Genomic DNA, 23,257 nt, shown 5'->3' on the forward strand with positions numbered 1-23,257 from the left:
AGACATTCCCATGGCAACTGCTTCTGTATCCATCACCGTGCCGACCCCGGCCGACCAGGTCTGGAACCTCATCGGCGGCTTCGATTCATTGCCCGACTGGCTTCCGTACATTCCCCAGAGCACGCTCAGTGAAGGCGGTCGCGTGCGCCATCTGGCCAATCCCGATGGCGATGCCATCGTCGAGCGCCTGGAAGCCTTCGACCAGGCCGATCGCAGCTACACCTACTCGATCCTGCAGGCCCCGTTCCCGGTCAGCGGCTATCGATCCACCCTGCGTGTGGTCGAGCAGGGCGACGGTTCGCGGATCGACTGGTCCGGTGACTTCACTCCGGTGGGCGTCAGCAACGAAGAAGCGTCCGCGCTGTTCGAGGGCATCTATCGCGATGGCCTGAAGGCCCTGGAAACCACGCTGGCCGCGTGAATGCCCGTGTGGCGTTGACCGCATGCAGGCGCCCCGGCCGGCCCGGGGCGTCTGCGTGTCAGGGTGCGGGCGTCGGTCCACCGCAGGCGACGCGATGCATGGGAAAGTCCATTGCCTGCTTCGGATTGTCCTGCGCGATCTCGATGCGCGCATGTGCGCGCTGGTTGTCGAGGCGCCGGTAGTGGATACGCTGTGGGAAGTCGTTGGCAGGATTCTCGAAGACCGCCTCGTTGGCATCGACCCGGGTGGCGTTGAAGTCCGTGGCGTTCTGGCCAGAGGGCAGGGCAGTCAGCACCAGGCGCCCATCATCGTGCTGGCGCAGTTGCATGAACTCGAAGCCGACGGTTCGCCCGTCACGCAGGCTGCGGCTGCTGCCGAACAGAGTGTTTCCAGCCAGGCTGGTCCATTGCTCGCCGGCACCGGGTGGCTGCCCATCAAGCTGCCAGCAACCGGCCAGCCAGGCCAGGTGTTCGATCTTCGAGGGTGAGGCGGATAGCGCGTGCGGGGCCGCGAGCAGCAGCGACAACAGGGCCAGGGCGATGCGGAGTGACATCGGTGCCTCCATGCGCGGGAATGTGCGGCCTGTATAGCGCCCGCCAGATCACACGGCCAGTGCCGTCCTTTCCAGTGCTGATTCCGATACGATCTGTCACATTGAGCTTGTCTCGTTTGACCCGAAGTCCCGTCATGGTCGACCGTCTCGCCATTCTGCTTGAACGCTTCGCGGTCACCGCCTCGGTGTTCCATGCCGGTGCGCTGTGCGGCATCAACACGCTGGAGGGTGAGGATGAAGCCGGGCAGCTGCACCTGGTGCGACGTGGCCCGCTGCAGGTCAGTCATGCCCAGCAGACCGTACAGGTGGATGTGCCCAGCCTGCTGCTGTATCCGCGGCCGATGCCGCACCGCTTCAGTACCGACCCACAGCAGGGCGCCGACATGGCCTGCGCGAACCTGCATTTCGAAGGCGGCCGGCTCAATCCGATCAGCGCCGCGTTGCCGGATTTCATCTGCCTGCCGCTGGCTGGGCTGTATGGCGGCAACGCAGCGCTGGAGTTGTTGTTCGAAGAAGCGTTCGAGCAGCGTTGCGGGCGCGCGGCGATGGTCAACCGCCTGTTCGAGGTGGTGATGATCCAGGTGCTGCGCCAGCTGATGGAAGGTGGCGAAATGCGCGGCGGTCTGTTCGCTGGGCTTGGCCACCCGCGATTGCGGCTGGCGCTGGTGGCGATGCACGAAGCCCCGGCGCAGGGGTGGACGCTGGAAGATCTGGCCGAGGTGGCCGGCATGTCACGCAGCGTGTTCGCCGCCAGCTTCCGCGAAGCGATGGGGACCACCCCGGGCCAGTACCTGCAAGGCTGGCGGGTCGGGCTGGCACAGCAGGCGCTGCGCCAGGGCCGGCCGCTGAAGCGGATTGCCGACGAGGTGGGCTATGGCAGCGAGGCGGCACTCTCGCGCGCGTTCAAGGCGCACACGGGGCAGTCACCACGCGAATGGCGCGGACAGGCGCGTGCTGGCACGGCCTGAGCCTTAGCCCAGCACCAGCCGGGCCAGCTTCATGCCACCGAACAGGCCGGCCAGGCCCAGCGCCACCGAGCCACCGGCATACAGCGCGGCCAGTCCGTGCTGCCCGCGCTGCAGCAGCAGGCCGATCTCCAGCGCATAGGTAGAGAACGTGGTGTAGCCGCCAAGGATGCCGGTGGCGAGCAACAGGCGAAGCTGCGGCGAGGCACCATTGCGCATCGCGAAGACCTCGACCACCACGCCCATCAGCAGGGCGCCGCTGATGTTGATCAGGAAGGTCGACCACGGCCAGGGGCTGCCGACGGCCACTCGGGCGCCGATCAGGTTGCAGGCGTGGCGCAGGCAGGCTCCGATACCGCCGCCGACGAAGACCAGGAAATAGTTGTTCAATGCTTGCATGGCGTGCCTCGAATGCGGGTTCGCAGGGTCAATGGCGAACGCCGAGGGCAGGCACGACCTGCCGTCGACGAACACCGGGTTCGTCCTGGCAGGAGCCATCAGCCTTCTCAGGCGGTTATCGGGGGAGCCCCATCCCCATCGCGGTCCATGCTACCAGCGGCGGTGCATTCACGTCATCGAGGTCGTCAGCACGCGGGCCACCTTGCTGCGGCTGAAGCCATCCATCAGCAGTTCGAACGCGAGCAGGTCCAGCGCCGCGTGGCGGCGGTGGTCGATCTCCAGGCCATTCTCGGCCACCAGGTGACTGACCAGCTCATAGGCGTCCTGCCAGACGTCAAGGTGGGCCTGGCTGGGAATGTAGGCGTTACCCGGCTCCCCGACGCCACGCCCGTTCACTCCATACAGCAGCTCGCGTGCGTCCAGCTTGGCCGCATCGGCGATGCGGAACAGCTGCTCGGCTTTCACATGGGACGCACTGACATGGTCGTTGAGCCAGTTGCTGATGGTTGCCGTGGTGGATTTGGCGGCGCGGGCCAGATCGGCCGGGCGGGGGTGCCCGGCTTTCTTCATGGCGGCGGCGAGTCGTTGGCCGAGAGTATTCATCTATGCAAGCCAGCTTAACGCGTGGAATGCGAAGAATCCTTGCCGCAAGAATAAGTCTGGTTAACAAAAGGGCAGACCATGACCGAATTCTGGAACAAGCGGCAGGTGCGTACGCGGCTGGGGTTCCAGACCGATGCGGAGCTGGCGCGCTTCTTCGGCATCAGCCGTTCCGCGGTATCGCAATGGCCGAAAGACTTCCCGATCCCCGCTCTGCGGCAGTACATCCTGCATCAGCGCTACCCGAACCTGTTCCCCGCAACGGGCGCCGCCGAAGTCGAATCCGCCTGAATTGCGCCGCCTTTTGTCGCATTTAGCATGCTAAGCGCATTCTGTTAAGTTCATTTAGCAAAATAGGAAAAACTGATCGTTTTGGCAGTACCTATTGTCGAGGCCTACCGGCTGCCGGACAGGTGCCTGGGGCGCGTTGTCGGCTTCACCCCATCCGCGAGGGGCGGAGTCCCGTATGTGGTTTCGTGAACGATTAATAATTTCAATCGCGAAAGTCGCTGCATGTAATTGACCTGTCGTGAAATCTGTGACTAATTTGAATCAACCGGGCGTGAAGCCTGGGAGTCTTTCAGTAGCACGCAAGTGAGTCGGTAGACCGTCAACGATGCAGAACAAGTCCAACGGAGGTCGTATGGAATACGGCATGCATGGCTTGGCTGAACGGGTACGCCGCGAACTGGAAGCCAGCTATCACAAACACGGATGCGGTCCGGCGTTCTGGGATACCTACCAGCAGGTGCTGGACCGGCTCGTCCCGCAGGGGACCGAGCGTACCGAGTTCACCAACGAAATGGCGCTGATCATCGAGCAGCTGGGCATTGTCCGACGCGCGCAGCTGGTACCACCGCACGCCGACGGGCCGCGTTGATTCAGAGCAGGCGCCAGGCGCCGCAGGCAAGCAGCGCCAGCAGCAAAGACAGCAGGGCCAGGGTCCGGGGTCGCCACCAGCGCTTCGGTTGTCCGGCCATCGCCTGCGGACTGCAGTAGCGCACCAGCCCCGGACCGAACCCGGCCCGGTGCTGTTGCTGTGCGCAGGCTTCCAGACAGGCGCCGCAGGCCAGGCAGTCGGCCTGCGGCCCCTGGCGGATGTCCAACTGCATCGGGCAGGCGCTGATGCAGGCCGCGCAATCGGTGCAGTCGCCAAGACGGTCGGCGCTGAAGGTCGGCATTGGTCCGGCCAGCAGCGGATGCGCGGCGCGGAACACGTAGTCCTGTGCAGTGGTCGGGTCGAGCAGGCCGCGGCCACGGCCCAGCACGCCGCCCAGTCCGGATGGGCGAGGTCCGCGTGGCTCGCCGCGGCGGGCGTCGTACAGCATGCGCGGCGTATGTGGATCGGTCAGCAGCGGCTGCATGCGTGCGAACGGGCACAGCGAACGGCAGACCTGCTCGCGCAGGAAGCTGGCGTTTGCCCAGGTGGCGGCGGCATAGAACAGCACCCAGAACGTTTCCCAGCCGCTCCAGCCGGCGCGCGGCGCTGCGATCACCAGCTCGGCGATCGGGCTGAACAGGCCCACGAAGGTGATGCCGGTCCACAGCGAGAGCAGCCCCCAGGCCAGCTGTGTGGCCGCGCGCGCAACGCGTGCCGGAAGCGCGCGGGCCACGCCGTCGGCGATCCAGTCGAAGGCACGGCGCCACAGTGTCTGCGGGCAGGCGTGGCCGCACCAGATGCGCCCGGCGAGGTGGGTGAGCAGTGCCAGCCCCACCGCGAGCACCGCCAGCAGGCCGACCAGCACCCCGACGTCTCCCGGCCACAGCGTCCAGCCGAACAGATCGAAGCGGCGGGCGTTGATATCCAGCAGCAAGGCCTGGCGGCCGTCCCAGCGCAGCCATGGCAATGTGTAGAACAGCACCAGCAAGGCGGCGCTGAGCGTGCCGCGCCAGTGCCGTGGTCTCGGTGTGCAGGTCGTACTCATCCCAGCGGCAGCTCGTCGTCGTCGCCGCTGGGCATCGGTCGCTGCAAGTACCAGGTGATCGCGCTGGACAGCGCCGTCACCGTCCAGAACATGAAGAAGCCGGCCGTGTAGCCCATTTCACGGCTGATCTGCGTGCCCGGGAAACTGATGGCCTGCAACCGCAGCGGGTCGACGAAGGCGAAGAACACCACGCTGGCCAGGCCGGCAGCGATGAAGCTGGGCCAGAGGATCGCGCCCCATTGCTGGATCAACTGCTGGCGACGGTTGGGAGAGGGTCTGTTCATGCTGTCCCGGATCGAAAAGTGGGCGGCGCGTATACTCGCCTGGGTTGGCGCGGCATCCGCAGGGCATGCTTCCTGCAAGCGTGCCAGCCTAGGTGCAGCGGACTGCGCCGACATTGATCTGGATCAACGGTGGTGCCGGCCGGCTGCGGCACACTGCCGGCACGCTTTGGGTACCCCGATGAACGCAACGCCGCCTGTCCTTCCTGTCGCCTCGCCCGAGCTGTGCACCGAGCAGGAAGTGACCCGCTTGGTCCACGACTTCTACGCCCGCGTGCGCGGGGAGGAGCGATTGGGGCCGGTGTTCGAGGCCCACGTCCACGACTGGCCGGAGCATCTGGCCCAGCTGGTCGACTTCTGGTCGGCGATGCTGCGCGGCACCCGGCGCTTCAAGGGTTCGCCGATGTCCAAGCACATGGCCATCGAGCTGGACAAGGATCTGTTCGACCGCTGGCTGGTGCTGTTCCGGATCACCACCGCCGAATGCAACAACCCGCCGATGCAGGAGCTGGCCAACGACGTGGCCGCGCGCATCGGTGACACCTTCTGGAAGCGCTACCAGATGCTGCGATGGCCGCAGGTCGGCCTGCCGGTGCTGGGGATGCCCGCCAAGGATTGATCTGGGTCAAGGCGGCGCAGGCCGCCCGGCGCGATGCTGGCGCCATGGACACGTTCTCTCCCGCCGCTGGTGGCCTGGCCTGGACCTTCGACCCCGACCTTCTGCGCCGGCACGACCGGCCGGGCCCGCGCTACACCTCGTACCCGACCGCGCCGCATTTCCATGATGGGTTCGACGCGCCGGCGCTGCGCCAGGCGATCGCCGACAGCAACCAGCTGGCCCGCGCGCTGTCGCTGTACGTGCATGTGCCGTTCTGTTCCAGCCCGTGCTTCTACTGCGGCTGCAACCGGGTGATCACCCGCGATCGCGGCCGTGGCCACAGCTATGTGTCGCGCGTGCTGGCCGAGGCCGATCTGCTGGCACCACAGTTCGAGGACGGTCGCGAGGTCATCCAGCTGCATCTGGGCGGTGGTACGCCGAACTTCCTCGATGCCGAGGCGATGACCACACTGGTGGAAGGGTTGCGCCGGCGCTTCGATTTCAGCGATTCACCGCAGCGCGATTTCTCGATCGAACTCGATCCACGCTTCATCGACACCCGTGACGTCGCCATGCTGGCGCGCCTGGGCTTCAACCGGGCCAGCCTGGGCGTGCAGGATTTCGACCCGCAGGTGCAGGAATCGATCAACCGCATACAGGGCGTGCAGCAGACACTGGACATCCTGCGCGCCTGCCGCGACAGCGGCATGCGTTCGGTCAACGTCGACCTGATCTACGGCCTGCCCGGGCAGAGCCTGGAAGGATTCGGCCGCACCCTCGAACGGGTGCTGGCGCTGCGCCCGGACCGCCTGGCGGTGTATGGCTATGCGCACCTGCCGCATCTGTTCCGGGCGCAGAAGCAGATCGACGAAAGCCGGTTGCCGTCGCCGGAAGACAAGCTGGCGCTGCTGGGCCTGGCGGTGGAGAAGCTCTCTGCGGCTGGCTACCAGTACATCGGCATGGATCATTTCGCATTGCCGGAAGAGGATCTGTCACGCGCGCAGCGTGCCGGCCAGCTGCATCGCAACTTCATGGGTTACACCACCCACGCCGATACCGATCTGCTCGGCCTGGGCGTAAGTGCGATCAGCCATATCGGCGCCACCTACAGCCAGAATCCACGTGACCTGGCGTCTTGGGAGGACGCGGTGGACCAGGGGCAGTTGCCGGTCTGGCGCGGTGTCGCGCTGAGTGCCGACGACCAGCTGCGCGCGGAGCTGATCCAGCAGCTGATGTGCCAGGGCGAGGTGGATGGTGCGGTGCTGGGGCAGCGCCACGGCGTGGATTTCCAGCAGTACTTCGCCGAGGACCTGCGTTCGGTACAGCGGCTGCAGGAAGATGGCCTGGCCGAATACCGCGATGGCGTGGTGCGTGCGAGCGAACCCGGGCGACCGTTGCTGCGGTTGCTGGCAATGTGCTTCGACCCGTATCTGCGTGCCGCACATGAGCAGCCACGTTACTCGCGGGCGATCTGAAAGCCGGATGTGCTGCGTGCGTGTGGTGCCCGGAGCCGGAATCGAACCGGCATGGGGTTGCCCCCGGCGGATTTTAAGTCCGATGCGTCTACCAGTTTCGCCATCCGGGCCTGCAGCGCGGCGCCGATTGTAGCCTACCCGTGTCGCTGCAGCCGGATTGCGCGTGAGCGACGTGCTTAACTGTTATCCCTGTTCATGTCATAGTCCCAGCCACCGTTCCCAGGGGGGGAGCCACCCGATGTCGCTGCACGCGATTGCCTATGCCAGTGAGGCCCGCGCCGATCTGCGGACAACCGATCTTGATCGCCTGCTGGCCGACGCCACGGCATTCAATCGTGTAGCCGGTGTCACCGGTGTCCTGATGTTCGACGGCAGCCGCTTCCTGCAGTATCTGGAAGGCCCCGAAGATGGCATCGATTCGGTGTTCCAGCGCATCTTCAATGCACGCAGCCACGCGCAGATGAGGCTGTTGTGCCGCGCGCCGGTGGTGCAGCGTGCGTTCCCGCGCTGGTCGATGGGGACGCGGCGGATCGATGCGGACCTGCTGACCCAGATCGTTGACGCGGCGTGGCCGGGTTTCCTGCTTGGCAGCGGTGGTTTCGAGCGCCTGCTGCAGGCCTGGACCGGTGCCGACGGCGAGCTGGAACCCGCTGCGGTCGCGCTGGGTTCCTGAGCCCGCCTTGGCGGCGGGGTACCGGGGCCGGTAGGCTGTAGCCTTTCTGGTGCGGGTTTTCCGGAGTGGTACAGCGAATGAGTGGGTTGGCCCAAGCCATGGCGGCACGCATCCGGTTTCACCCGGTGCACGGGACATGCCGATGAGCGTGCCCGTTGCGGCGGCGGTGACGCCGCGTTTCGCCGTGATCGGCTTGGGTTACGTCGGCCTGCCATTGGCGGTGGCGTTTGGCCGGCACTGGCCGACACTGGGCTTTGACATCGATGCCGGCCGCATCGCGGAGCTACGCGGTGGCCGCGATCACACGCTGGAGATGGAGGCCGACGAGCTGGCCGAAGCCACGCATCTGCAGTACGGCAGCGATCCTTCGCTGCTCGATGCCTGCAACGTCTATATCGTCACCGTGCCGACCCCGATCGATGCATACGAGCAGCCCGACCTGGAGCCCCTGCGTTCGGCGACACGGCTGATTGCCAGTCATCTTCGCGCCGGCGATCTGGTGATCTACGAGTCCACGGTGTACCCCGGCACCACCGAGGAAGTGTGCGTGCCGCTGCTGGAACAGGGTTCGGGCCTGGGCTTCAACGAAGACTTCTATTGCGGCTACAGCCCGGAACGGGTCAGTCCAGGTGACCGCCAGCGGCGCCTGGCCGACATCCGCAAGATCACGTCTGGTTCGACCCCGGAAGTCGCTGCGGTGATCGATGGTCTCTACCAGCGCATCATCGACGCCGGTACGTTCCCGGCGCCGTCGATGCGCGTGGCCGAAGCAGCCAAGGTGGTCGAGAACATCCAGCGCGACGTCAACATCGCGCTGGTCAACGAGCTGGCGCTGATCTTCGACCGGCTCGGCATCGATACCCAGGACGTACTGGACGCCGCTGGCAGCAAGTGGAATTTCCTGCCGTTCCGGCCAGGCCTGGTTGGCGGTCACTGCATCGGCGTCGATCCGTACTATCTGCTGCACAAGTCCGAAAGCGTGGGCTACCACCCGGACCTGATCCACACCGCGAGGCAGGTCAACAACCGCGTCGGCGAGCACGTGGCGGCGCGCGTGCTGGCGATGCTGGCCGAGCGTGGCCGTGCACCGGCGGAGGCACGCATCCTGGTGCTGGGCGTGACCTTCAAGGAGGATTGCCCCGACCTGCGCAACAGCCGCGCGCTGGAACTGGCCCAGCGCCTGCGCGATGCGGGGGCGCAGGTGGAGGTGAGCGACCCGTGGGTCGGCCCGGCGGCATTGACCGGCGAGGGCCTGGATTGGCTGGCCGAACCCGGGGCAGGGCGCTACGACGCGGTGGTGCTGGCGGTGGCCCACGCCCGTTTCAAGGCAATGGATGAAGACGCAATCCGGGCGCTGCTGGCGCCAGGCGGCCTGGTCTACGACGTCAAATCGGCCTGGCCGCGCAACGTGGTTGACGATCGTTTGTAAGCCTTGGCAGCGAGCGGCGCGGTAGACTCGGGAACAGTTGCAACCGAGGAAAGCCATGCACCGGTACATCGTCTACCTGCTCGCCATCCTGATGTTCCCGATATGCCTGTGGCTGGCCACGATCTGGCCGGCCTGGTACTGGGGCGTCGGCCTGACTGCCGCGATGGTGGCATTGGGGACCTGGGACCTGCTGCAGAAACGCAGCACGCTGCGCCGCAACTATCCGGTGATGGCGCACTTCCGCTACGGGCTGGAATCGATCGGCCCGGAGATCCGCCAGTACTTCGTGCAGAGTGACCTGGAGGACGTGCCGTTCTCGCGCCAGCAACGTGCACTGATCTACCAGCGCGCCAAGAACGAGATGGACACGGTACCGTTCGGCACCCTGCGCAGCACCTATGCGGTGGACTACGAATGGATCAACCATTCACTGGCGCCGACCGCCATCGCCAAGCATGACTTCCGCGTGCTGATCGGTCCGAACTGTGCCAAGCCCTATTCGGCCAGCGTGTTCAACATCTCGGCGATGAGCTTCGGTTCACTGTCGGCCAATGCCATCCGCGCACTGAACGAAGGCGCACGGCGTGGTGGTTTCTACCACGACACCGGCGAAGGTTCGATCTCGCCCTATCACCGTGAGATGGGCGGCGATCTGGTCTGGGAAATCGGCTCGGGCTACTTCGGTTGCCGCGACGAGAAGGGTGGTTTCAGCGAGGAACGCTTCGTTGCCAATGCCGCCCATGACCAGGTCAGGATGATCGAGATCAAGCTGTCGCAGGGTGCCAAGCCGGGTCATGGCGGCGTGCTGCCAGCGCCGAAGGTGACTGCCGAAATCTCGGTGACCCGTGGCGTGCCGATGGGCGTGGACTGCGTGTCGCCGTCGCGTCACTCGGCGTTCTCGACACCGGTCGAGCTGCTGCAGTTCGTCGCCCGCCTGCGCGAGCTGTCCGGTGGCAAGCCGGTCGGTTTCAAGCTGGCGATCGGCCACCCGTGGGAGTGGTTCGGCATTGCCAAGGCGATGCAGGAAACCGGGTTGCTACCGGATTTCATCGTGGTGGACGGTGCCGAAGGGGGCACCGGCGCGGCGCCGGCCGAGTTCGTCGACCATGTCGGCGTGCCGATGCACGAAGCGCTGCTGCTGGTGCACAACACCCTGGTCGGCCTCGATCTGCGCGAGCGCATCCGCATCGGTGCAGCCGGCAAGATCACCAGTGCGTTCGACATCGCGCGCACCATCGCGCTGGGTGCCGACTGGTGTAATGCCGGCCGCGGCTTCATGTTCGCGCTGGGCTGCATCCAGTCGTTGAGTTGCCATACCGACAAGTGCCCCACCGGCATCGCGACCCAGGACCCGGCGCGCTGGAAGCATCTGGATGCACCGGACAAGGCCACCCGTGTGTACAGCTACCACGAGCACACGCTGCATGCCTTGAAGGAACTGCTGTGTGCTGCGGGCCTGAACGACCCGGCGGAACTGGGCCCGGAGCATATCCTGCGTCGGGTTTCGCCTGTTGAGATCCGTTCGCTGGCCTCGCTGTACCGTTACCTTGAACCGGGCGAGCTGCTGCACAAGGTACCGGATCACGCCGTGTTCCATGCGTTCTGGGCCGATGCGCGCAGCGATTCCTTCCAGCCGCCGCCGAAGATCCAGGCGCTGCGCGCCAGCAAGTCGCGATAAGGTGTTGCTGTAGATACCGTGTCGCCCTCGTCTGGGCAAGGGCCGAGCCCATGCTCGGCTGCTTCTCTCATCGCGATGTTGGAACGAAGAACCGTCGAGCATGGCTCGACGCTGCAAGGAGATGCCATGCGGTTCAGGACCGGCACCACGGATGACGTGGCCACGCTGTGGGCGTTGCGCACGCGTTGCGTGCGCGGGACCTGCAGCAGCCATTATCCGCCCGAAGTGATTGCGCCCTGGTCGGCCTCGCCACCGCCGTCGCAGTACGCGCGGTTGCTGGGGCAGGGTGGCTGCGTGGTGGCCGAGGATGGGCAGGGCGGCCTTCTTGGCTTCGGTGTGTTCGATGCCGATGCCAATGAAGTCGACGCGTTGTTCGTTGATCCTGATCGTGGCGGCCAGGGAATCGGCCAGGCGCTGATGCAGCGCCTGCTGGCAATGGCCGATCGTGAGCGTGAGGTGGTGCTGTCGGCCTCGCTCAACGCGGTGCCGTTCTACCAACGGCAGGGATTCATCAGCGTGCGCGAAGAGGTCTATCCGCATCCCAGCGGCGTGGCGCTGGCTTCGGTGAGCATGCGCAGGCCATGGTGAGCACCCGGGGACTGTAAGGCAGTCGAGCATGGCTCGACTCTACAATGCAGGCGTCACCGCCCGGCCAGCCACCTGATCACGCCCTCGGCGGCGCGCAGGCCACTGGCGTAGCACGCGGTCAACAGGTAGCCACCTGTCGGCGCCTCCCAGTCCAGCATCTCGCCGGCGCAGAACACGCCGGGCACGGCCCGCAGCATCAGGCCATCATCCAGCGCATCCAGGCGCACGCCACCGGCGGTGCTGATCACCTCGGCCATCGGCCGGGGACGCAGCAGGCGCAGCGGCAGGCGCTTGAGCGTAGCCGCCACGGCAGGCAGGTCGTTGCCGGCTTCCTTACCCAGAATCTCGAACACCAGTGCGGCCTTCACCGCATCAAGGCCCGCCTGGCGACGCAGGTGCTCGCCGAAGCTGCGGCCCTTGCGCGGGCGTGACAGATCGGCCAGCAGGCGCGCCTCGTCGCGGCCCGGCACCAGATCCAGCCACAGCATCGCGTGGCCATCGCGGTTGATGGTCTCGCGCAGGTCCGCCGCCAACGCATAGATCAGGCTGCCTTCGATGCCGTACTCGCTGGCCACGCATTCGCCCTGCAGCGACTGTGGCTGTCCGGCCAGGTCGATCCAGTGCGCGACGACCGGCTTCAACGGTGCACCGGCATTGCGCTGGGCGAAGAACGGGGTCCAGTCCACGTCGAAGCCGCAGTTGGCTGACTGCAGTGGCGCGATGTCCACGCCACGGGCCTGCAGTGGTGCAACCCAGGCGCCGTCGCTGCCCAGCTGCGGCCAGCTGCCGCCGCCCATCGCCAACACGGTGGCATCGGCGTGGACATCGATCTCGCCGGCTTCGGTGGCGAAGCGCAGCGCGCCGTCGTTGCTCCAGCCGATCCAACGGTGGTTGGCATGCAGGCGCACGCCCTGTTCCTTCAGCCGGCGCACCCAGCCACGCAGCAGCGGCGCGGCCTTGCGGTCGACCGGGAACACGCGGCCGGAGCTGCCCACATAGGTCTCCACGCCAAAGCCGCCGGCCCAGTCGCGCAATGCCTGCGCATCGAAGCCATCCAGCCAGCGGCCCACGGTCGTGGACTGCTCGCGGTAGCGGCTGTCGAACAGCGGACGCGGATCGGAATGGGTGAGGTTGAGTCCGCCCTTGCCGGCGATCAGGAACTTGCGGCCGGGCGAACCCTTGGCCTCGTACAGGTCCACCTCCAGACCGGCGGCGCGCAGGCGCTCGGCGGCGAACAGGCCGGCCGGGCCACCGCCGATGACGGCGACCCGCGGAAGCGGTGCGGCATTACGGTTTGACATCGAGCAGCTCGACATCGAACACCAGCGACGAACCGGCCGGAATCGGGCCAACCCGGCGGTCGCCATAGCCGTAATCCGGCGGGATCATCAGGGTGCGCTTGCCACCGACCTTCATGCCGGCCACGCCCTCATCCCAGCCGCGGATGACCTGGCCGGCGCCGAGCGCGAAGGTGAACGGTTCGCCGTGCTTGAAGGAGCTGTCGAAGGTCTTGCCGTGCTTGGTTTCGGTGCGGTTGTCGTAGATCCAGCCGGTGTAGTGCACGGTGACCTTGCTGCCGGCAACGGCTTCGGTGCCGGTGCCGGGCACAGTATCGATGCGCTCGAAGCTGGTCAGGGTGCCGCCGGGCGGTGGGCCGGACGGTTCGGTTGTGCAGCCAGCGGCGGCGAGGGACAGCAGCAGGGGAAGCAGCAGGCGGCGCATCGGGCGTCTCCGGAAGGGCGCAGGGCGAGGGCGGCAAGGGTAGCGCATCGGCGCCGGGTATCATGGGGGCATGGCAAAACTCCTGCTCAATCTGCGCAATGTCGGCGACGACGAATATGCCGATGTCTGCACGCTGCTCGACCAGCACGGCATCGCCTGGTATCGCACCGAACCCAGCCCTTGGGGCATCTCCAATGGTGGCCTGTGGCTGCGCGAGGACGCCGATCATCCACGTGCGAAGGCGCTGATGGCGGAATACCAGGCCGAACGCGGGCCGCGCATCCGTGCCGAGCGTGAGCAGGCATTGCGTGATGGCACGGCGGAGACCTTCGGCAGCCTGTTCCGGCGGCGGCCGGTCTACGTGGTGCTGGTGCTGCTGGGGATGGTGGCTGCGGCGGCGCTGGTACTGCTGCCGTTCGTGTTGTTGCGGGGGTAATGGGGCTTCTGGCCGGGTTGCACCCGGCACCCGCAGACGCAACGGCAACAGCAACGACAAAAGCCGGGCTTCAGTGGGAGGGCGGGGCGGTGTGGACAGGCGGGGGACGGCAAAAGCTGCTCCTGCGTGCCTCGTAGAGCGCCATCCATGGCGCTCTGCGCCCCCGCCTGCCCACACCGCCCCCCCTGACAGATTCCGGATGTCTGCCGGGCTTGGGGTCGGGTCCCTCTGCTGCGCAGAGGGCTCTGACCCCTGAATCTGCCCGGAGGGGCGGGAGGCGCTAAAATGGCAGGATGATCGCCAATACTGCTGCCTACCATTTCGCCGTCATCGACGCTCCCCAGGCCCTGTGCGACCAGTTGCTGGCGCGTGCCGAGGCGGCGCAGTTGCGGGGCACGATCCTGGTGGCGGGCGAGGGGCTGAACCTGTTCCTGGCGGGTGCGCCGGAGGCGGTCGAGGGTTTCTACGCGGCGCTGCGTTCTGACGCGCGGTTTGCCGATATGCGGGTCAAGACCAGCTTCAGTGAACATCAGCCGTTCGCGCGGCTGAAGGCCAAGGTGAAGGACGAGATCATCAGCTTCCGCCGTGACGACGGTCAGCCGCTGGACTATCCGCGCGCGCCGGCGGTCGATCCGGCCACGCTGCAACGCTGGTTGCGGCAGGGGCATGACGACGCCGGCAAGCCGGTGGTGATGCTCGATACCCGCAACCTGCAGGAAGTGGAGTACGGCACCTTCAAGGATGCGCTGGTGCTGCCGATTCACAAGTTCACCGACCTGCCCGAGGCGCTGGCGCCGCACCGCGAGGCGCTGAAAGACAGCACCGTGGTCAGTTTCTGCACCGGCGGCATCCGCTGCGAGAAGGCGGCGCTGTGGATGGTCAACGACGGCATGGACAACGTGCTGCAGCTGGACGGTGGCATCCTCGGCTACTTCGAGGAGGTGGGCGGCGAAGGCTACGAAGGCCGCTGCTTCGTGTTCGATGAGCGCGTGGCGCTGGATGCCGAGCTGAAGCCGATGGTCGACCAGCCGCTGCCGGAGCCGCGCCCCAGCGCGTTCTGACGTTTCCGCGGTAGAGCCGGCCGCTGGCCGGCTGCGAAGCCATCTACCTGTATGCCGGCCAGCGGCCGGCACTACCAATCGCGCTTGGCGCGGACCAGGGCACCCCGGATCGGCCCGGTCAGCCCTGAACCCGCCACACGGGAATCAGCATCCCGCCACCGTCACTGGCCGCGGCACCCGGCCGACCCCATGCATGGGGGATCCTGTGACGGAAAAACGCCTGATGATCCCGTTGTCGATCCTTGACCTGGCCCCGGTCTGCGAGGGCAGTGACACCACCGCCGCTTTCGCCAACATGCTGGAGCTGGCCCAGCATGCCGATGCGCTGGGCTACCGCCGCTACTGGCTGGCCGAACACCACAACATGCCGGGCATCGCCAGTGCGGCCACCGCCGTGCTGATCGGCCACGTCGCCGGTGGCACAAAGCGCATCCGCGTCGGTGCCGGCGGCATCATGCTGCCCAACCATGCCCCGCTGCAGGTGGCCGAGCAGTTCGGCACGCTGGCTTCGCTGTATCCGGACCGCATCGACCTCGGCCTGGGCCGTGCACCCGGTACCGACCAGCCGACCGCGCGTGCGCTGCGCCGCTACTTCGACAGCGCCGACCAGTTCCCGCAGGACGTGCGCGAGCTGCTGCATTACTTCGAGCCGGTACAACCCGGGCAGGCGGTGCAGGCGGTTCCGGGTGGCGGCCTGCGGGTGCCGACCTGGATCCTCGGTTCGAGCCTGTTCGGTGCGCGCATGGCCGCCTCGATGGGCCTGCCGTATGCGTTCGCCTCGCACTTCGCACCCGACGCGATGGATGAAGCCCTTGCCGTGTACCGCCGCGAGTTCCGCCCCTCGGCCACGCTGAAGCAGCCGCACGCGATGCTGGCCCTGAACGTCGTTGCCAGCGACAGCGAAACCGAATCGCGGCGCCTGTTCACCAGCCAGCAGCAGAGTTTCGTGAACCTGCGTCGCGGCCGACCGGGCAAGATTCCGGCACCGATCGACGACATCGAGTCCTTCTGGGAGCCGCACGAAAAACTGGGCGTGGAGCGGGCGCTGGCCTGCACCGTGCTGGGCGATCCGCAGCAGGTGGCGGAGGGCATCGCCGCGTTCGTCGAACGGCACAAGCCCGACGAGCTGATGCTCACCGCCAACCTGTACGACCACCGCGCGCGCCTGCGCTCGTTCGAACTCACCATGCAGGCCTGGCACGCCCGCCACGCGGGCTGAACAATTGCGTCACGGCCCATTGCGGCCGAACCGCGTCTGATGGGGCCTCATATCGAAGGAGCCCCCACATGGCCGATACCCGTGCCGAACACATCGCCCAGCTGGCCGAACTGATCAAGGACGTGGAGGTGGCGATGTTCACCACCACCGGCGTCGACGGCCGCCTCTACAGCCGGCCGTTGGCCACCCAGCAGGTCGCCTTCGACGGTGACCTGTGGTTCGTGATCACTGGCGACAGCCCCAAGGTGGCCGAGATCGCGCTCGACCCGCGGGTCAACGTGGCGTATGCCTCGCCCTCGAAGAACACCTATGTGTCGGTGGCGGGGCGGGCACGCGTGGTCGACGATCGCGCGAAGATCGAGGCGCTGTGGTCACCGGCGATGAAGCTGTTCTTCCCCGGTGGCAAGGATGACCCCAACCTTCGCCTGATCCATGTGCGCGCCGACAGTGCCGAGTACTGGGACGGTCCGGGCACGCTGCTGGGCACGGCGCTGAGTTTCGTGCTGTCGGCAGTGCAGGACGAACCGGCGGCGCTGGCCGACAACGGTTTCATTGATCTTCGGTGATGACCGATGTCCGGTATTGGTAGTGCCGGGCGCTGGCCGGCAGCCCTGGAAACGTGGCAGCCGGCCAGCGGCCGGCTCTACCGGATTCCGGATCAGAACCAGCGCTGGAACAGCTCCACCGTATAACCCACCAGCTGCCCCGAACTGAAACCGAAGAAGGCGATCGCTGCCACGGCGGCGATCCAGTTGAACAGCATCAGCGCGCCATCGCGTTCCAGCAGCGCCAGCGAGAACAGCAGCAGCTGGAAGCCGAACAGGAAATTGGTGAAGGGAATCGGCAACGACAGCAGCAGGCCCAGCAGCACCAGCAGCAGGCCGGTGAAGGCGTGCGCCATCAGCGGTGTCAGCAGTTGCGGCAGGCGGGGTTTCAGCATCTTGTCCAGGCGCCGCAGCGGGCGGTCGATGCGGTCCAGGAAACGATGCATGGTGCCGCGCTTCGGCCCGCGGCGGGCAATGAAGCCGGGCAGCCAGGGCCGGCGCAGGCAGAACAGCATCTGCAGGCCGATCAGGACCACCAGTGGTCCGCTGACCGCGCCGCCCATGCCCGGGATCGGGATGAACGACGGCAGGATCGCCACGAACAGGAACACGCCGAACGCGCTCTGCTGCAGGTTGCCGAGGATCTGGCCCAGCGGCATGTGCTCGGCGGGATCGCCAGAGGCGAACATCTCCAGCAGGGTACGGATGCCCTCGTTACGGTAGGCCGGGCGCTCGTCGCCCGGACCCTTGCCGGGCTCAGGCGGTGAGCTCATCGGCCTGCTCGTCGGACAACGTGCGCAGCAGCAGCTTGTCCACGCGCGCACCATCCAGGTCAACCACTTCGAAGCGCCAGCCCGCCCAGTCGAAGTACTCGCCTGCGTGCGGAATGCGGCCGAAGTAATGGATGCACATGCCGGCCAGCGTGTAGTAGTCGCCGTCCTCGGCGTCGGGCAGGTCGTTGCTGCCGATCAGTTCGCGCACGTCTTCGATCGGCAGCGAGCCGTCCACCAGCAGCGAGCCGTCTTCGCGGGTCACCACCAGCGCGTCCTCGTCGGCGTTCTCCACCGCCTGCAGGCGGCCGACCACCGCGCCCATCAGGTCGCTGATGGTCACCAGGCCCTGGATCTCGCCGTACTCGTCCACCACCAGTGCCATCGACTGCTGTTCCTCACGGAAGATTTCCAGCAGCTTCATCGCGTGGGTCGATTCGGAGACGTACAGGGGTTCGCGCAGGGTCTGGAACAGCGCGTTGTCGCCGCGCGCCATGCGCGTGGCCAGCGATTTCAGTTCGAGCACGCCGACCACGTCCATGTCGTTGTCGCGGTACACCGGGTACCGGGAGAACTCGTGTTCGGCCATGATTTCCAGGTTGCGCTCCAGCCCGGCCTGGGTATCCAGCCACGCGATGCGGTTGCGCGGGGTCATCAGGCTGTCGGCGGTGCGGTCGCCGAGGCGCATGACGCGGTTCATCATGTCGCGCTCGTGGGCATCGATCACGCCGGCCTCGTGGCTTTCGGCGACCAGCATGCGGATCTCTTCTTCGGTCACCGAGGCGACTTCATCCTTGCCCAGGCCGAACAGGCGCAGCACCAGCTGGGTGGTCCTGGACAGCAGCCAGACGAAGGGCAGGGCGAGCTTGGCCAGCCAGCTCATCGGCATCGCGACCAGGCCGGCAATGGCCTCCGAACGGGTCAGCGCTAGGCGCTTGGGCACCAGTTCGCCGAAGATCAGCGTAATGAAGGTGATCAGGCTGACCGCCAGCGCGGTACCGATGTTGCCGGCATAGGCGAAGCCCGGCATCAGGCCCTGGATCCAGCCGGCGAAGGCTTCGCCCAGCGCTTCGCCGCCGAGGTAGCCGGTCAGCACGCCGATCACGGTAATGCCGATCTGCACGGTGGATAGGAAGCTCTCCGGCTTCTCGGACAGCTCCAGCGCCTTGGCCGCGCGCTTGGAGGTGGCGGCCATCTGCTTCAGGCGGCTCTTGCGCGAGGTCATGACCGACATCTCGGACATGGCGAAGAAGCCGTTCAGCAGAACAAGCGCGAAGACAATCAGGATCATTTCAAACACGGGCGTCGTCCCCGGTTGGTGGCAGGGAGGGCGGGTGCTTGCGATGGCGGCAGGCGCTCAGGAACGGGGTCCGGCGCGGCGCAGGGGGGTAAGGGTCGTCGTCCATAAGGTGCGCCCGAAGGCGCGCTGGCATCTTAGCAAAGGGGCGTGGCAGGGTGGCAACCGCCTGTTCAGGTTCGGGGTTCCGAGCCCCGGAAAGGGGGCGGGGATACCCGAGATGGTCATCTAGCCGTCATAATTCCGTCTGGTGCCGTCCTTCCCGCGACGGCTGACAGGTTTCTCAATGTTCTCTCTGCAGACCATTTTCGGTTCCGGCAAACAGTTCTACACCCTGCTCGATGAGGCTGCCGTCGCGGCCTCCGACGCCGCCAAGGCGCTGCATTCCATGCTGCGCGAGGCCGACCGCCAGCCCGCGCTGGACGCCTTCAAGCTGGCCCGCCTGCGCGAGCGCGCGGCCTCGGACAAGATCAGCCAGGCGCTGGTGGACAGCTTCATGACCCCGATCGAGCGCGAAGACATCGAAGCGCTGGGCTCGGCCCTGTACAAGATCCCCAAGCAGATCGAGAAATTCGCCGATCGCTATTCGCTGGCCACGACCCACCTGGAGCACATCGACTTCGCGCCGCGCGCGGCGATGCTGGAACAGGCCGCCGGCGTGGTGGTGGAGATGGTGGCCGACCTGCGCCACATGAACCTGGACCGGATGACCGCGCTGAACGAGAAGCTGCGCTCGCTGGAAAACGAGGCCGACCGCCTGATGCTCGAGCTGTACCGCGACATCTATTCCGGCCGCCTGGACAACCTGCAGATGTTCCTGCTGAAGGAATTCTTCGAGATCCTGGAAAAGGCCATCGACCGTTGCCGCGAGGCAGGCGTGGTTGCTTACCAGATCGTGTTGAAGAACAGCTGACGGACGCCGCCGCATGTTGACCCTTGTCCTGGTGGTGATCCTGGCCGCGCTCGTCTTCGAGTTCATCAACGGCTTCCACGACACCGCCAACTCCATTGCCACCGTGGTGGCGACCAAGGTGCTCTCGCCCGGCTGGGCGGTGATGCTGGCAGCCTTCATGAACCTCATCGGTGCGCTGACCGGCACCGCGGTGGCGCTGACCATCGCTTCGGGCCTGCTCAACACCAACGTGGTCGAGGTCACCCCGCAGGTGATCCTGTGCGCGCTGCTGGGCGGCATCATCTGGAACCTGATCACCTGGTGGAAGGGCCTGCCGTCCTCGTCCTCGCATGCGCTGATCGGTGGCCTCTGCGGCGCCGGCCTGGCGGCTGCCCACAACAACTGGGACGCGCTGATCTGGTCCGAGCGCCTGGGCAGCTGGGCGCAGAACAAGGGCCTGCTGTGGAAGGTGTTCGTGCCGATGATCACCTCGCCGATCGCCGGTTTCCTGCTCGGCATCGTGGTGATGGTGCTGCTGTGGGGCCTGATCGCCGGCCTGGCCAGGATCGGTGGCGCCATCGGTCGCCTGGCCCGCCCGCGCATCGTCAATGCCTTCTTCGGCAAGGCCCAGATCGCCTCGGCGGCCTACATGGGCTTCGCCCACGGCCACAACGATGCGCAGAAGACCATGGGCATCATCGCCATGACCCTGATCGGTGCCGAGGCCACCGGCGCACTGGATGACCTGCCGTCCTGGCTGGCCTTCATGCACCCGGACGCCCACGCCGGTGACGGCATCGCGATGTGGATCGTGCTGACCTGTGCGGTTGTGATGGCCGCCGGTACCGCTTCGGGCGGCTGGAAGATCATCAAGACCCTGGGCCACAAGATGGTCAAGCTGCACCCGATCCACGGCTTCGCCGCGGAGACCAGCTCGGCCACCATCCTGACCCTGGCCGCCCACTTCGGCATGCCGGTCTCGACCACGCACAGCATCTCCACCGCGATCATGGGCGTCGGCTTCGCCAAGAACCCGCGCTCGCTGAAGTTCGGCGTGATCGAACGCATCGTCTGGGCCTGGATCCTGACCATCCCGGCAGCCGGCGGCTGTGCGTACCTGATCCTGAAGCTGTTCGAGCTGTTCGGCTGGACCTGATCGCCACGCCAGGGTTGCAAACGAAAAAGCCCGCCGGTATCCGGCGGGCTTTTTCATGGGCAGAGAATTCTTCCGGACACATCGTGTCGACCAAGGTCGACACCTACCAGAGCAGAAGCAGGGATCCGATCCCGTGCCGACCAACGGTCGGACCCACCAACAGCAGCAGGAACCTGTCAGCGGCGGGGTGGGGTGGGGTTGCAGGACCGTTGGCGCCATGGATGGCGCCATCGAGCCCCCAGGGACGGGTTTACGGCGTGTCCTGCAACCCCACCCCACCTCGCCAGCCCACGGAAACCCTGCTTTTGCCGTTGCAGTTGCCGTTGCCGTCGATCCGGCGGGTGCCGGGCCGCAGGCCCGGCCGAACCCCTCAATTACGCTGGAACAGCGCCTGCACATCCTTGCGGAACGCCGCCTGGCTGTCCGCCCGGCTGTAGAACATGTGCCCGCCCGGATAGCTCCGCACCTGCACCCGGTCCGGGTTGCTGCCCATCGCCGGCATCTGGTCCACCGTCAGGATCGAACCCATGAACGGGCACGACAGGTCGTTCCAGCCATGCACGATCAGCACCTGCAGATGCGGATCGATCGCCACCGCCTGGCGCAGCTGGGTCACCGCACCCTGGCGCAGCTCGCCGTTGCGGTCCCACAACCGATTCACGTCGTAGTTCAGCGCCTGGTAGCGTGCATCCACCTTCCAGCCGACCACGCGCGTCACGAAGTCGACCATCGCCGTGGTGGTCGGCGCAATGATGCTGTCCAGCAGCGGATCATTGGCGCGCTGCTCCGGGTCATTCGGGAATGGATCGAACGCGGTCACATTGGAGTCGTAGCGGCTGCCCAGCGTGCCCTTGTCGCGGAATACTTCGCGCAGGTAGGCCTGGGTTTCAAGACGGCCACCGGCACGGCGCACGAACTGCGGGTCAAGCCCGGTCAGCTCGGTCACCCGGCGCAGCATCGCCTCGGTCGCCTGCGGATCGCTGCGGCCCTTCATCAACGCGGTGGCGTAATCGCCACGGGTGTACTCCACCACCTCGCGCATTGCCGCGTCGGTGAGCCTGCCCTGGCGCTCCAGGTGCGCCGCGGCGATCGACGGCAGCGTCTGCATCCATGCCATCGGCGAGACGTCGGCGTTGTCTTCCAGCGTCGGGCTCAGGTACGGCGAGACCAGTACCAGGCCGTTCATCGCCACGCCCAGCCGGGTCTGCAGGAAATGGGTGATGCGCGGGCCGCGATAGCCGCCGTAGCTCTCGCCGGTCAGGTACTTGCGTGACGCCATGCGCTGGTTGCGCAGCAGCCAGTCGTAGATCGAGCGCGACAGGTACTCGATGTCGGCGCCGGGGTTGTACAGCTGCTTCTTCGCCTCGTCATCGCCGATGCGCGCGCGGCTGAAACCGGTGCCGACCGGGTCGATGAATACCAGGTCGGTGAAATCCAGCCAGGTGCCCGGATTGTCATGCAGGGTGGCGGGCGCCGAGGCGCTGTCGCCTTCCGAACCGAAGGTGACCACCTTGGGCCCGATCGCGCCCATGTTGAGGTACACCGACGAGGCACCGGGCCCGCCATTGAGCGCGAACGTCACCGGCCGGTCCTTGCCCGGCATCGTGTACGCAGTGAACACCACATCGGCGATGACCTTGCCCTTCTCATCGCGCACCGGCAGGGTGCCGACGGTGGCGGTGTAGTCCAGGGTGCGGCCGGCCAGGCGCATGCTCTGGCGCGTCGACGCATCGGCGGGCAGCGCAGGCGCGTCGGTCCTGTCGTCTTTCGAATCGGGCTTGGTGTCAGCGGCGGGCGCGGCCAGCACGCTGGTGGGGGCGATGAGCAGGCCGACGCAGAGCGCGGCAGTGTGCAGCAGGGACTTCATGGCACCGGATCGGCAGCGGAAGGGGGTTCCGATGCTAGGCCGGTGGAGTGCCATGCCGTATGTGTCCAAAGGCATGGCCACGTTCTGCAGCGGCTTGCGGCCAGATTGGATCAAACGGGCAGGGCGGCTGCCGCTTCGTCGTTGGCCAGCAGGCCATAGACGGCCGAGTCCGAAAGCTCGCCCTGGATGCGCCAGCGCTGGCGCAGCACCCCCTCGCGGTGGAAGCCGAGGCGGTCAAGCACATGTGCCGAGGGTACGTTGCGTGGATCGATCTCGGCTTCGATGCGGTGCAGGTGCAGGGTGTGGAACAGATAGCCCAGCATCTGCTGCAGGGCCTCATGCATGTAGCCCTGGCCCTGGCGGTCGGGCGCCAGCAGATAGCCGATCTCGGCCCGCATAGCCTCACGATCAATGGCGAATGCGACGCAGACGCCCAGCAGTGGGCCGTTGGGTGATTCGCGCAGGGCCAGCTTCAACTGGGTGCCGATCGCGTGCGCGGCAAGGTCGTCGTCGATCTGTTCGCGGGCTTCGGCCGGTCGTGTCCAGGCCGGATGGTTCCACCAGCGCATCACGTCCGGATTGGATTGCAGCGCGAACAGCGCGGCCGCGTCGTCACGGCGGATCGGGCTCAGCACCAACCGCGCGCTGTGCAGCGGCAGGGCGGGGAACAGCAGCGAGTGGCTGGCCAATACGATGGTCCACACGGG

At 66.5% G+C, this 23,257-nt stretch carries 27 protein-coding genes, 1 tRNA gene and 1 riboswitch; of the genes, 16 read left to right on the top strand and 12 right to left on the bottom strand.

Features of this window, described 5'->3' with window-relative positions; genetic code table 11:
* Positions 1–10: 10 nt before the first annotated feature.
* Positions 11–421, top strand: a complete 411-nt coding sequence (locus AC5P6X_RS01630; protein ID WP_329755910.1) for an SRPBCC family protein — start codon at positions 11–13, stop codon at positions 419–421.
* Between the two features lie 58 nt (positions 422–479).
* Here AC5P6X_RS01630 and AC5P6X_RS01635 read toward each other — a convergent pair whose 3' ends face one another.
* Positions 480–974, bottom strand: a complete 495-nt coding sequence (locus AC5P6X_RS01635) for a DUF6265 family protein (RefSeq protein ID WP_164223036.1) — start codon at positions 972–974, stop codon at positions 480–482.
* A gap of 134 nt (positions 975–1,108) precedes the next feature.
* Here AC5P6X_RS01635 and AC5P6X_RS01640 point away from each other — a divergent pair, with 134 nt between their 5' ends.
* Positions 1,109–1,942 (top strand): AraC family transcriptional regulator, encoded by an 834-nt coding sequence (locus AC5P6X_RS01640; RefSeq protein ID WP_024956612.1) that lies wholly within the window; start codon positions 1,109–1,111, stop codon positions 1,940–1,942.
* Positions 1,943–1,945: 3 nt separating this feature from the next.
* Here AC5P6X_RS01640 and crcB read toward each other — a convergent pair whose 3' ends face one another.
* Together crcB and AC5P6X_RS01650 are read right to left on the bottom strand one after the other, a co-directional pair.
* Positions 1,946–2,338, bottom strand: coding sequence for a fluoride efflux transporter CrcB (gene crcB / locus AC5P6X_RS01645; protein ID WP_005412844.1), 393 nt, complete (start codon positions 2,336–2,338; stop codon positions 1,946–1,948).
* Between the two features lie 82 nt (positions 2,339–2,420).
* Positions 2,421–2,484, bottom strand: a riboswitch (Fluoride riboswitch).
* Positions 2,485–2,506: 22 nt separating this feature from the next.
* Positions 2,507–2,908 (bottom strand): transcriptional regulator, encoded by a 402-nt coding sequence (locus tag AC5P6X_RS01650; protein WP_005408921.1) that lies wholly within the window; start codon positions 2,906–2,908, stop codon positions 2,507–2,509.
* A 111-nt stretch (positions 2,909–3,019) separates the two neighbouring features.
* Between AC5P6X_RS01650 and AC5P6X_RS01655 the strand changes: the two genes are divergently transcribed.
* The gene (locus tag AC5P6X_RS01655; RefSeq protein ID WP_005408922.1) at positions 3,020–3,229 is read left to right on the top strand and encodes a helix-turn-helix domain-containing protein; all 210 of its coding nucleotides are present in this window, start codon (positions 3,020–3,022) and stop codon (positions 3,227–3,229) included.
* A 352-nt stretch (positions 3,230–3,581) separates the two neighbouring features.
* Entirely contained in the window at positions 3,582–3,818 is a 237-nt protein-coding gene (locus tag AC5P6X_RS01660) for a hypothetical protein (protein ID WP_005408923.1), read from the top strand.
* 1 nt (position 3,819) lies between these two features.
* Here AC5P6X_RS01660 and AC5P6X_RS01665 read toward each other — a convergent pair whose 3' ends face one another.
* Both AC5P6X_RS01665 and AC5P6X_RS01670 read right to left on the bottom strand, forming a co-directional pair.
* A complete protein-coding gene (locus tag AC5P6X_RS01665; RefSeq protein ID WP_049449142.1) occupies positions 3,820–4,863 on the bottom strand; it encodes a 4Fe-4S dicluster domain-containing protein in 1,044 nt (347 codons plus the stop codon).
* On the bottom strand, positions 4,860–5,147 hold the full coding sequence (locus tag AC5P6X_RS01670; protein ID WP_005408925.1) for a hypothetical protein: 288 nt from the start codon (positions 5,145–5,147) through the stop codon (positions 4,860–4,862). Before AC5P6X_RS01670 ends, AC5P6X_RS01665 begins: the two co-directional genes overlap by 4 nt.
* Before the next feature lie 178 nt (positions 5,148–5,325).
* Here AC5P6X_RS01670 and AC5P6X_RS01675 point away from each other — a divergent pair, with 178 nt between their 5' ends.
* Both AC5P6X_RS01675 and hemN read left to right on the top strand, forming a co-directional pair.
* The gene (locus tag AC5P6X_RS01675) at positions 5,326–5,763 is read left to right on the top strand and encodes a group III truncated hemoglobin (protein ID WP_033834669.1); all 438 of its coding nucleotides are present in this window, start codon (positions 5,326–5,328) and stop codon (positions 5,761–5,763) included.
* Positions 5,764–5,807: 44 nt separating this feature from the next.
* A complete protein-coding gene (gene hemN, locus AC5P6X_RS01680) occupies positions 5,808–7,217 on the top strand; it encodes an oxygen-independent coproporphyrinogen III oxidase (RefSeq protein WP_043034401.1) in 1,410 nt (469 codons plus the stop codon).
* Positions 7,218–7,240: 23 nt separating this feature from the next.
* Here hemN and AC5P6X_RS01685 read toward each other — a convergent pair.
* Positions 7,241–7,327: transfer RNA gene (locus tag AC5P6X_RS01685), tRNA-Leu, on the bottom strand.
* 128 nt (positions 7,328–7,455) lie between these two features.
* On the opposite strand from AC5P6X_RS01685, the gene AC5P6X_RS01690 reads away from it, so the two are divergent.
* From AC5P6X_RS01690 to AC5P6X_RS01705, 4 genes are all read left to right on the top strand, one after another.
* Positions 7,456–7,890, top strand: coding sequence for a BLUF domain-containing protein (locus AC5P6X_RS01690; RefSeq protein WP_005408981.1), 435 nt, complete (start codon positions 7,456–7,458; stop codon positions 7,888–7,890).
* A gap of 142 nt (positions 7,891–8,032) precedes the next feature.
* Entirely contained in the window at positions 8,033–9,319 is a 1,287-nt protein-coding gene (locus AC5P6X_RS01695; RefSeq protein WP_005408982.1) for a nucleotide sugar dehydrogenase, read from the top strand.
* Between the two features lie 55 nt (positions 9,320–9,374).
* Entirely contained in the window at positions 9,375–10,997 is a 1,623-nt protein-coding gene (locus tag AC5P6X_RS01700) for an FMN-binding glutamate synthase family protein (RefSeq protein WP_109813829.1), read from the top strand.
* 126 nt (positions 10,998–11,123) lie between these two features.
* The gene (locus AC5P6X_RS01705) at positions 11,124–11,585 is read left to right on the top strand and encodes a GNAT family N-acetyltransferase (RefSeq protein WP_164223042.1); all 462 of its coding nucleotides are present in this window, start codon (positions 11,124–11,126) and stop codon (positions 11,583–11,585) included.
* 53 nt (positions 11,586–11,638) lie between these two features.
* Here the strand turns inward: AC5P6X_RS01705 and AC5P6X_RS01710 are convergent, their stop codons facing one another.
* A complete protein-coding gene (locus AC5P6X_RS01710) occupies positions 11,639–12,886 on the bottom strand; it encodes a TIGR03862 family flavoprotein (RefSeq protein ID WP_111108377.1) in 1,248 nt (415 codons plus the stop codon).
* Positions 12,873–13,307: an FKBP-type peptidyl-prolyl cis-trans isomerase gene (locus AC5P6X_RS01715; protein ID WP_049449157.1), complete on the bottom strand. Its 435-nt coding sequence runs from the start codon at positions 13,305–13,307 to the stop codon at positions 12,873–12,875. The genes AC5P6X_RS01710 and AC5P6X_RS01715 overlap by 14 nt, the downstream gene beginning before the upstream one ends.
* 70 nt (positions 13,308–13,377) lie before the next feature.
* Between AC5P6X_RS01715 and AC5P6X_RS01720 the strand changes: the two genes are divergently transcribed.
* The 4 genes from AC5P6X_RS01720 to AC5P6X_RS01735 all read left to right on the top strand — a co-directional run bounded on the left by AC5P6X_RS01720 (position 13,378) and on the right by AC5P6X_RS01735 (position 16,589).
* Positions 13,378–13,743 (top strand): DUF6164 family protein, encoded by a 366-nt coding sequence (locus AC5P6X_RS01720; RefSeq protein WP_108270445.1) that lies wholly within the window; start codon positions 13,378–13,380, stop codon positions 13,741–13,743.
* A gap of 293 nt (positions 13,744–14,036) precedes the next feature.
* Positions 14,037–14,804: a sulfurtransferase gene (locus AC5P6X_RS01725; protein WP_033834118.1), complete on the top strand. Its 768-nt coding sequence runs from the start codon at positions 14,037–14,039 to the stop codon at positions 14,802–14,804.
* 223 nt (positions 14,805–15,027) lie between these two features.
* The gene (locus tag AC5P6X_RS01730) at positions 15,028–16,023 is read left to right on the top strand and encodes an LLM class flavin-dependent oxidoreductase (RefSeq protein WP_049449161.1); all 996 of its coding nucleotides are present in this window, start codon (positions 15,028–15,030) and stop codon (positions 16,021–16,023) included.
* A 68-nt stretch (positions 16,024–16,091) separates the two neighbouring features.
* Positions 16,092–16,589 (top strand): pyridoxamine 5'-phosphate oxidase family protein, encoded by a 498-nt coding sequence (locus AC5P6X_RS01735; protein WP_049449163.1) that lies wholly within the window; start codon positions 16,092–16,094, stop codon positions 16,587–16,589.
* Positions 16,590–16,681: 92 nt separating this feature from the next.
* On the opposite strand, the gene AC5P6X_RS01740 is transcribed toward AC5P6X_RS01735, so the two are convergent.
* Complete coding sequence (locus AC5P6X_RS01740) at positions 16,682–17,341, bottom strand: exopolysaccharide biosynthesis protein (protein WP_049449166.1); 660 nt, start codon at positions 17,339–17,341, stop codon at positions 16,682–16,684.
* On the bottom strand, positions 17,325–18,629 hold the full coding sequence (locus AC5P6X_RS01745; protein WP_032966609.1) for a hemolysin family protein: 1,305 nt from the start codon (positions 18,627–18,629) through the stop codon (positions 17,325–17,327). The genes AC5P6X_RS01740 and AC5P6X_RS01745 overlap by 17 nt, the downstream gene beginning before the upstream one ends.
* A 292-nt stretch (positions 18,630–18,921) precedes the next feature.
* Here AC5P6X_RS01745 and AC5P6X_RS01750 point away from each other — a divergent pair, with 292 nt between their 5' ends.
* Positions 18,922–19,548, top strand: coding sequence for a DUF47 domain-containing protein (locus AC5P6X_RS01750; RefSeq protein WP_004152833.1), 627 nt, complete (start codon positions 18,922–18,924; stop codon positions 19,546–19,548).
* 13 nt (positions 19,549–19,561) lie between these two features.
* Positions 19,562–20,683: an inorganic phosphate transporter gene (locus AC5P6X_RS01755; RefSeq protein WP_005408993.1), complete on the top strand. Its 1,122-nt coding sequence runs from the start codon at positions 19,562–19,564 to the stop codon at positions 20,681–20,683.
* A 370-nt stretch (positions 20,684–21,053) separates the two neighbouring features.
* Here the strand turns inward: AC5P6X_RS01755 and AC5P6X_RS01760 are convergent, their stop codons facing one another.
* Together AC5P6X_RS01760 and AC5P6X_RS01765 are read right to left on the bottom strand one after the other, a co-directional pair.
* Complete coding sequence (locus AC5P6X_RS01760; protein ID WP_329755909.1) at positions 21,054–22,550, bottom strand: S10 family peptidase; 1,497 nt, start codon at positions 22,548–22,550, stop codon at positions 21,054–21,056.
* A gap of 110 nt (positions 22,551–22,660) precedes the next feature.
* Positions 22,661–23,239, bottom strand: coding sequence for a GNAT family N-acetyltransferase (locus AC5P6X_RS01765; protein WP_024956351.1), 579 nt, complete (start codon positions 23,237–23,239; stop codon positions 22,661–22,663).
* Positions 23,240–23,257 lie beyond the last annotated feature (18 nt).

Source organism: Stenotrophomonas sp. YJH_SMC_40, from assembly GCF_059368615.1.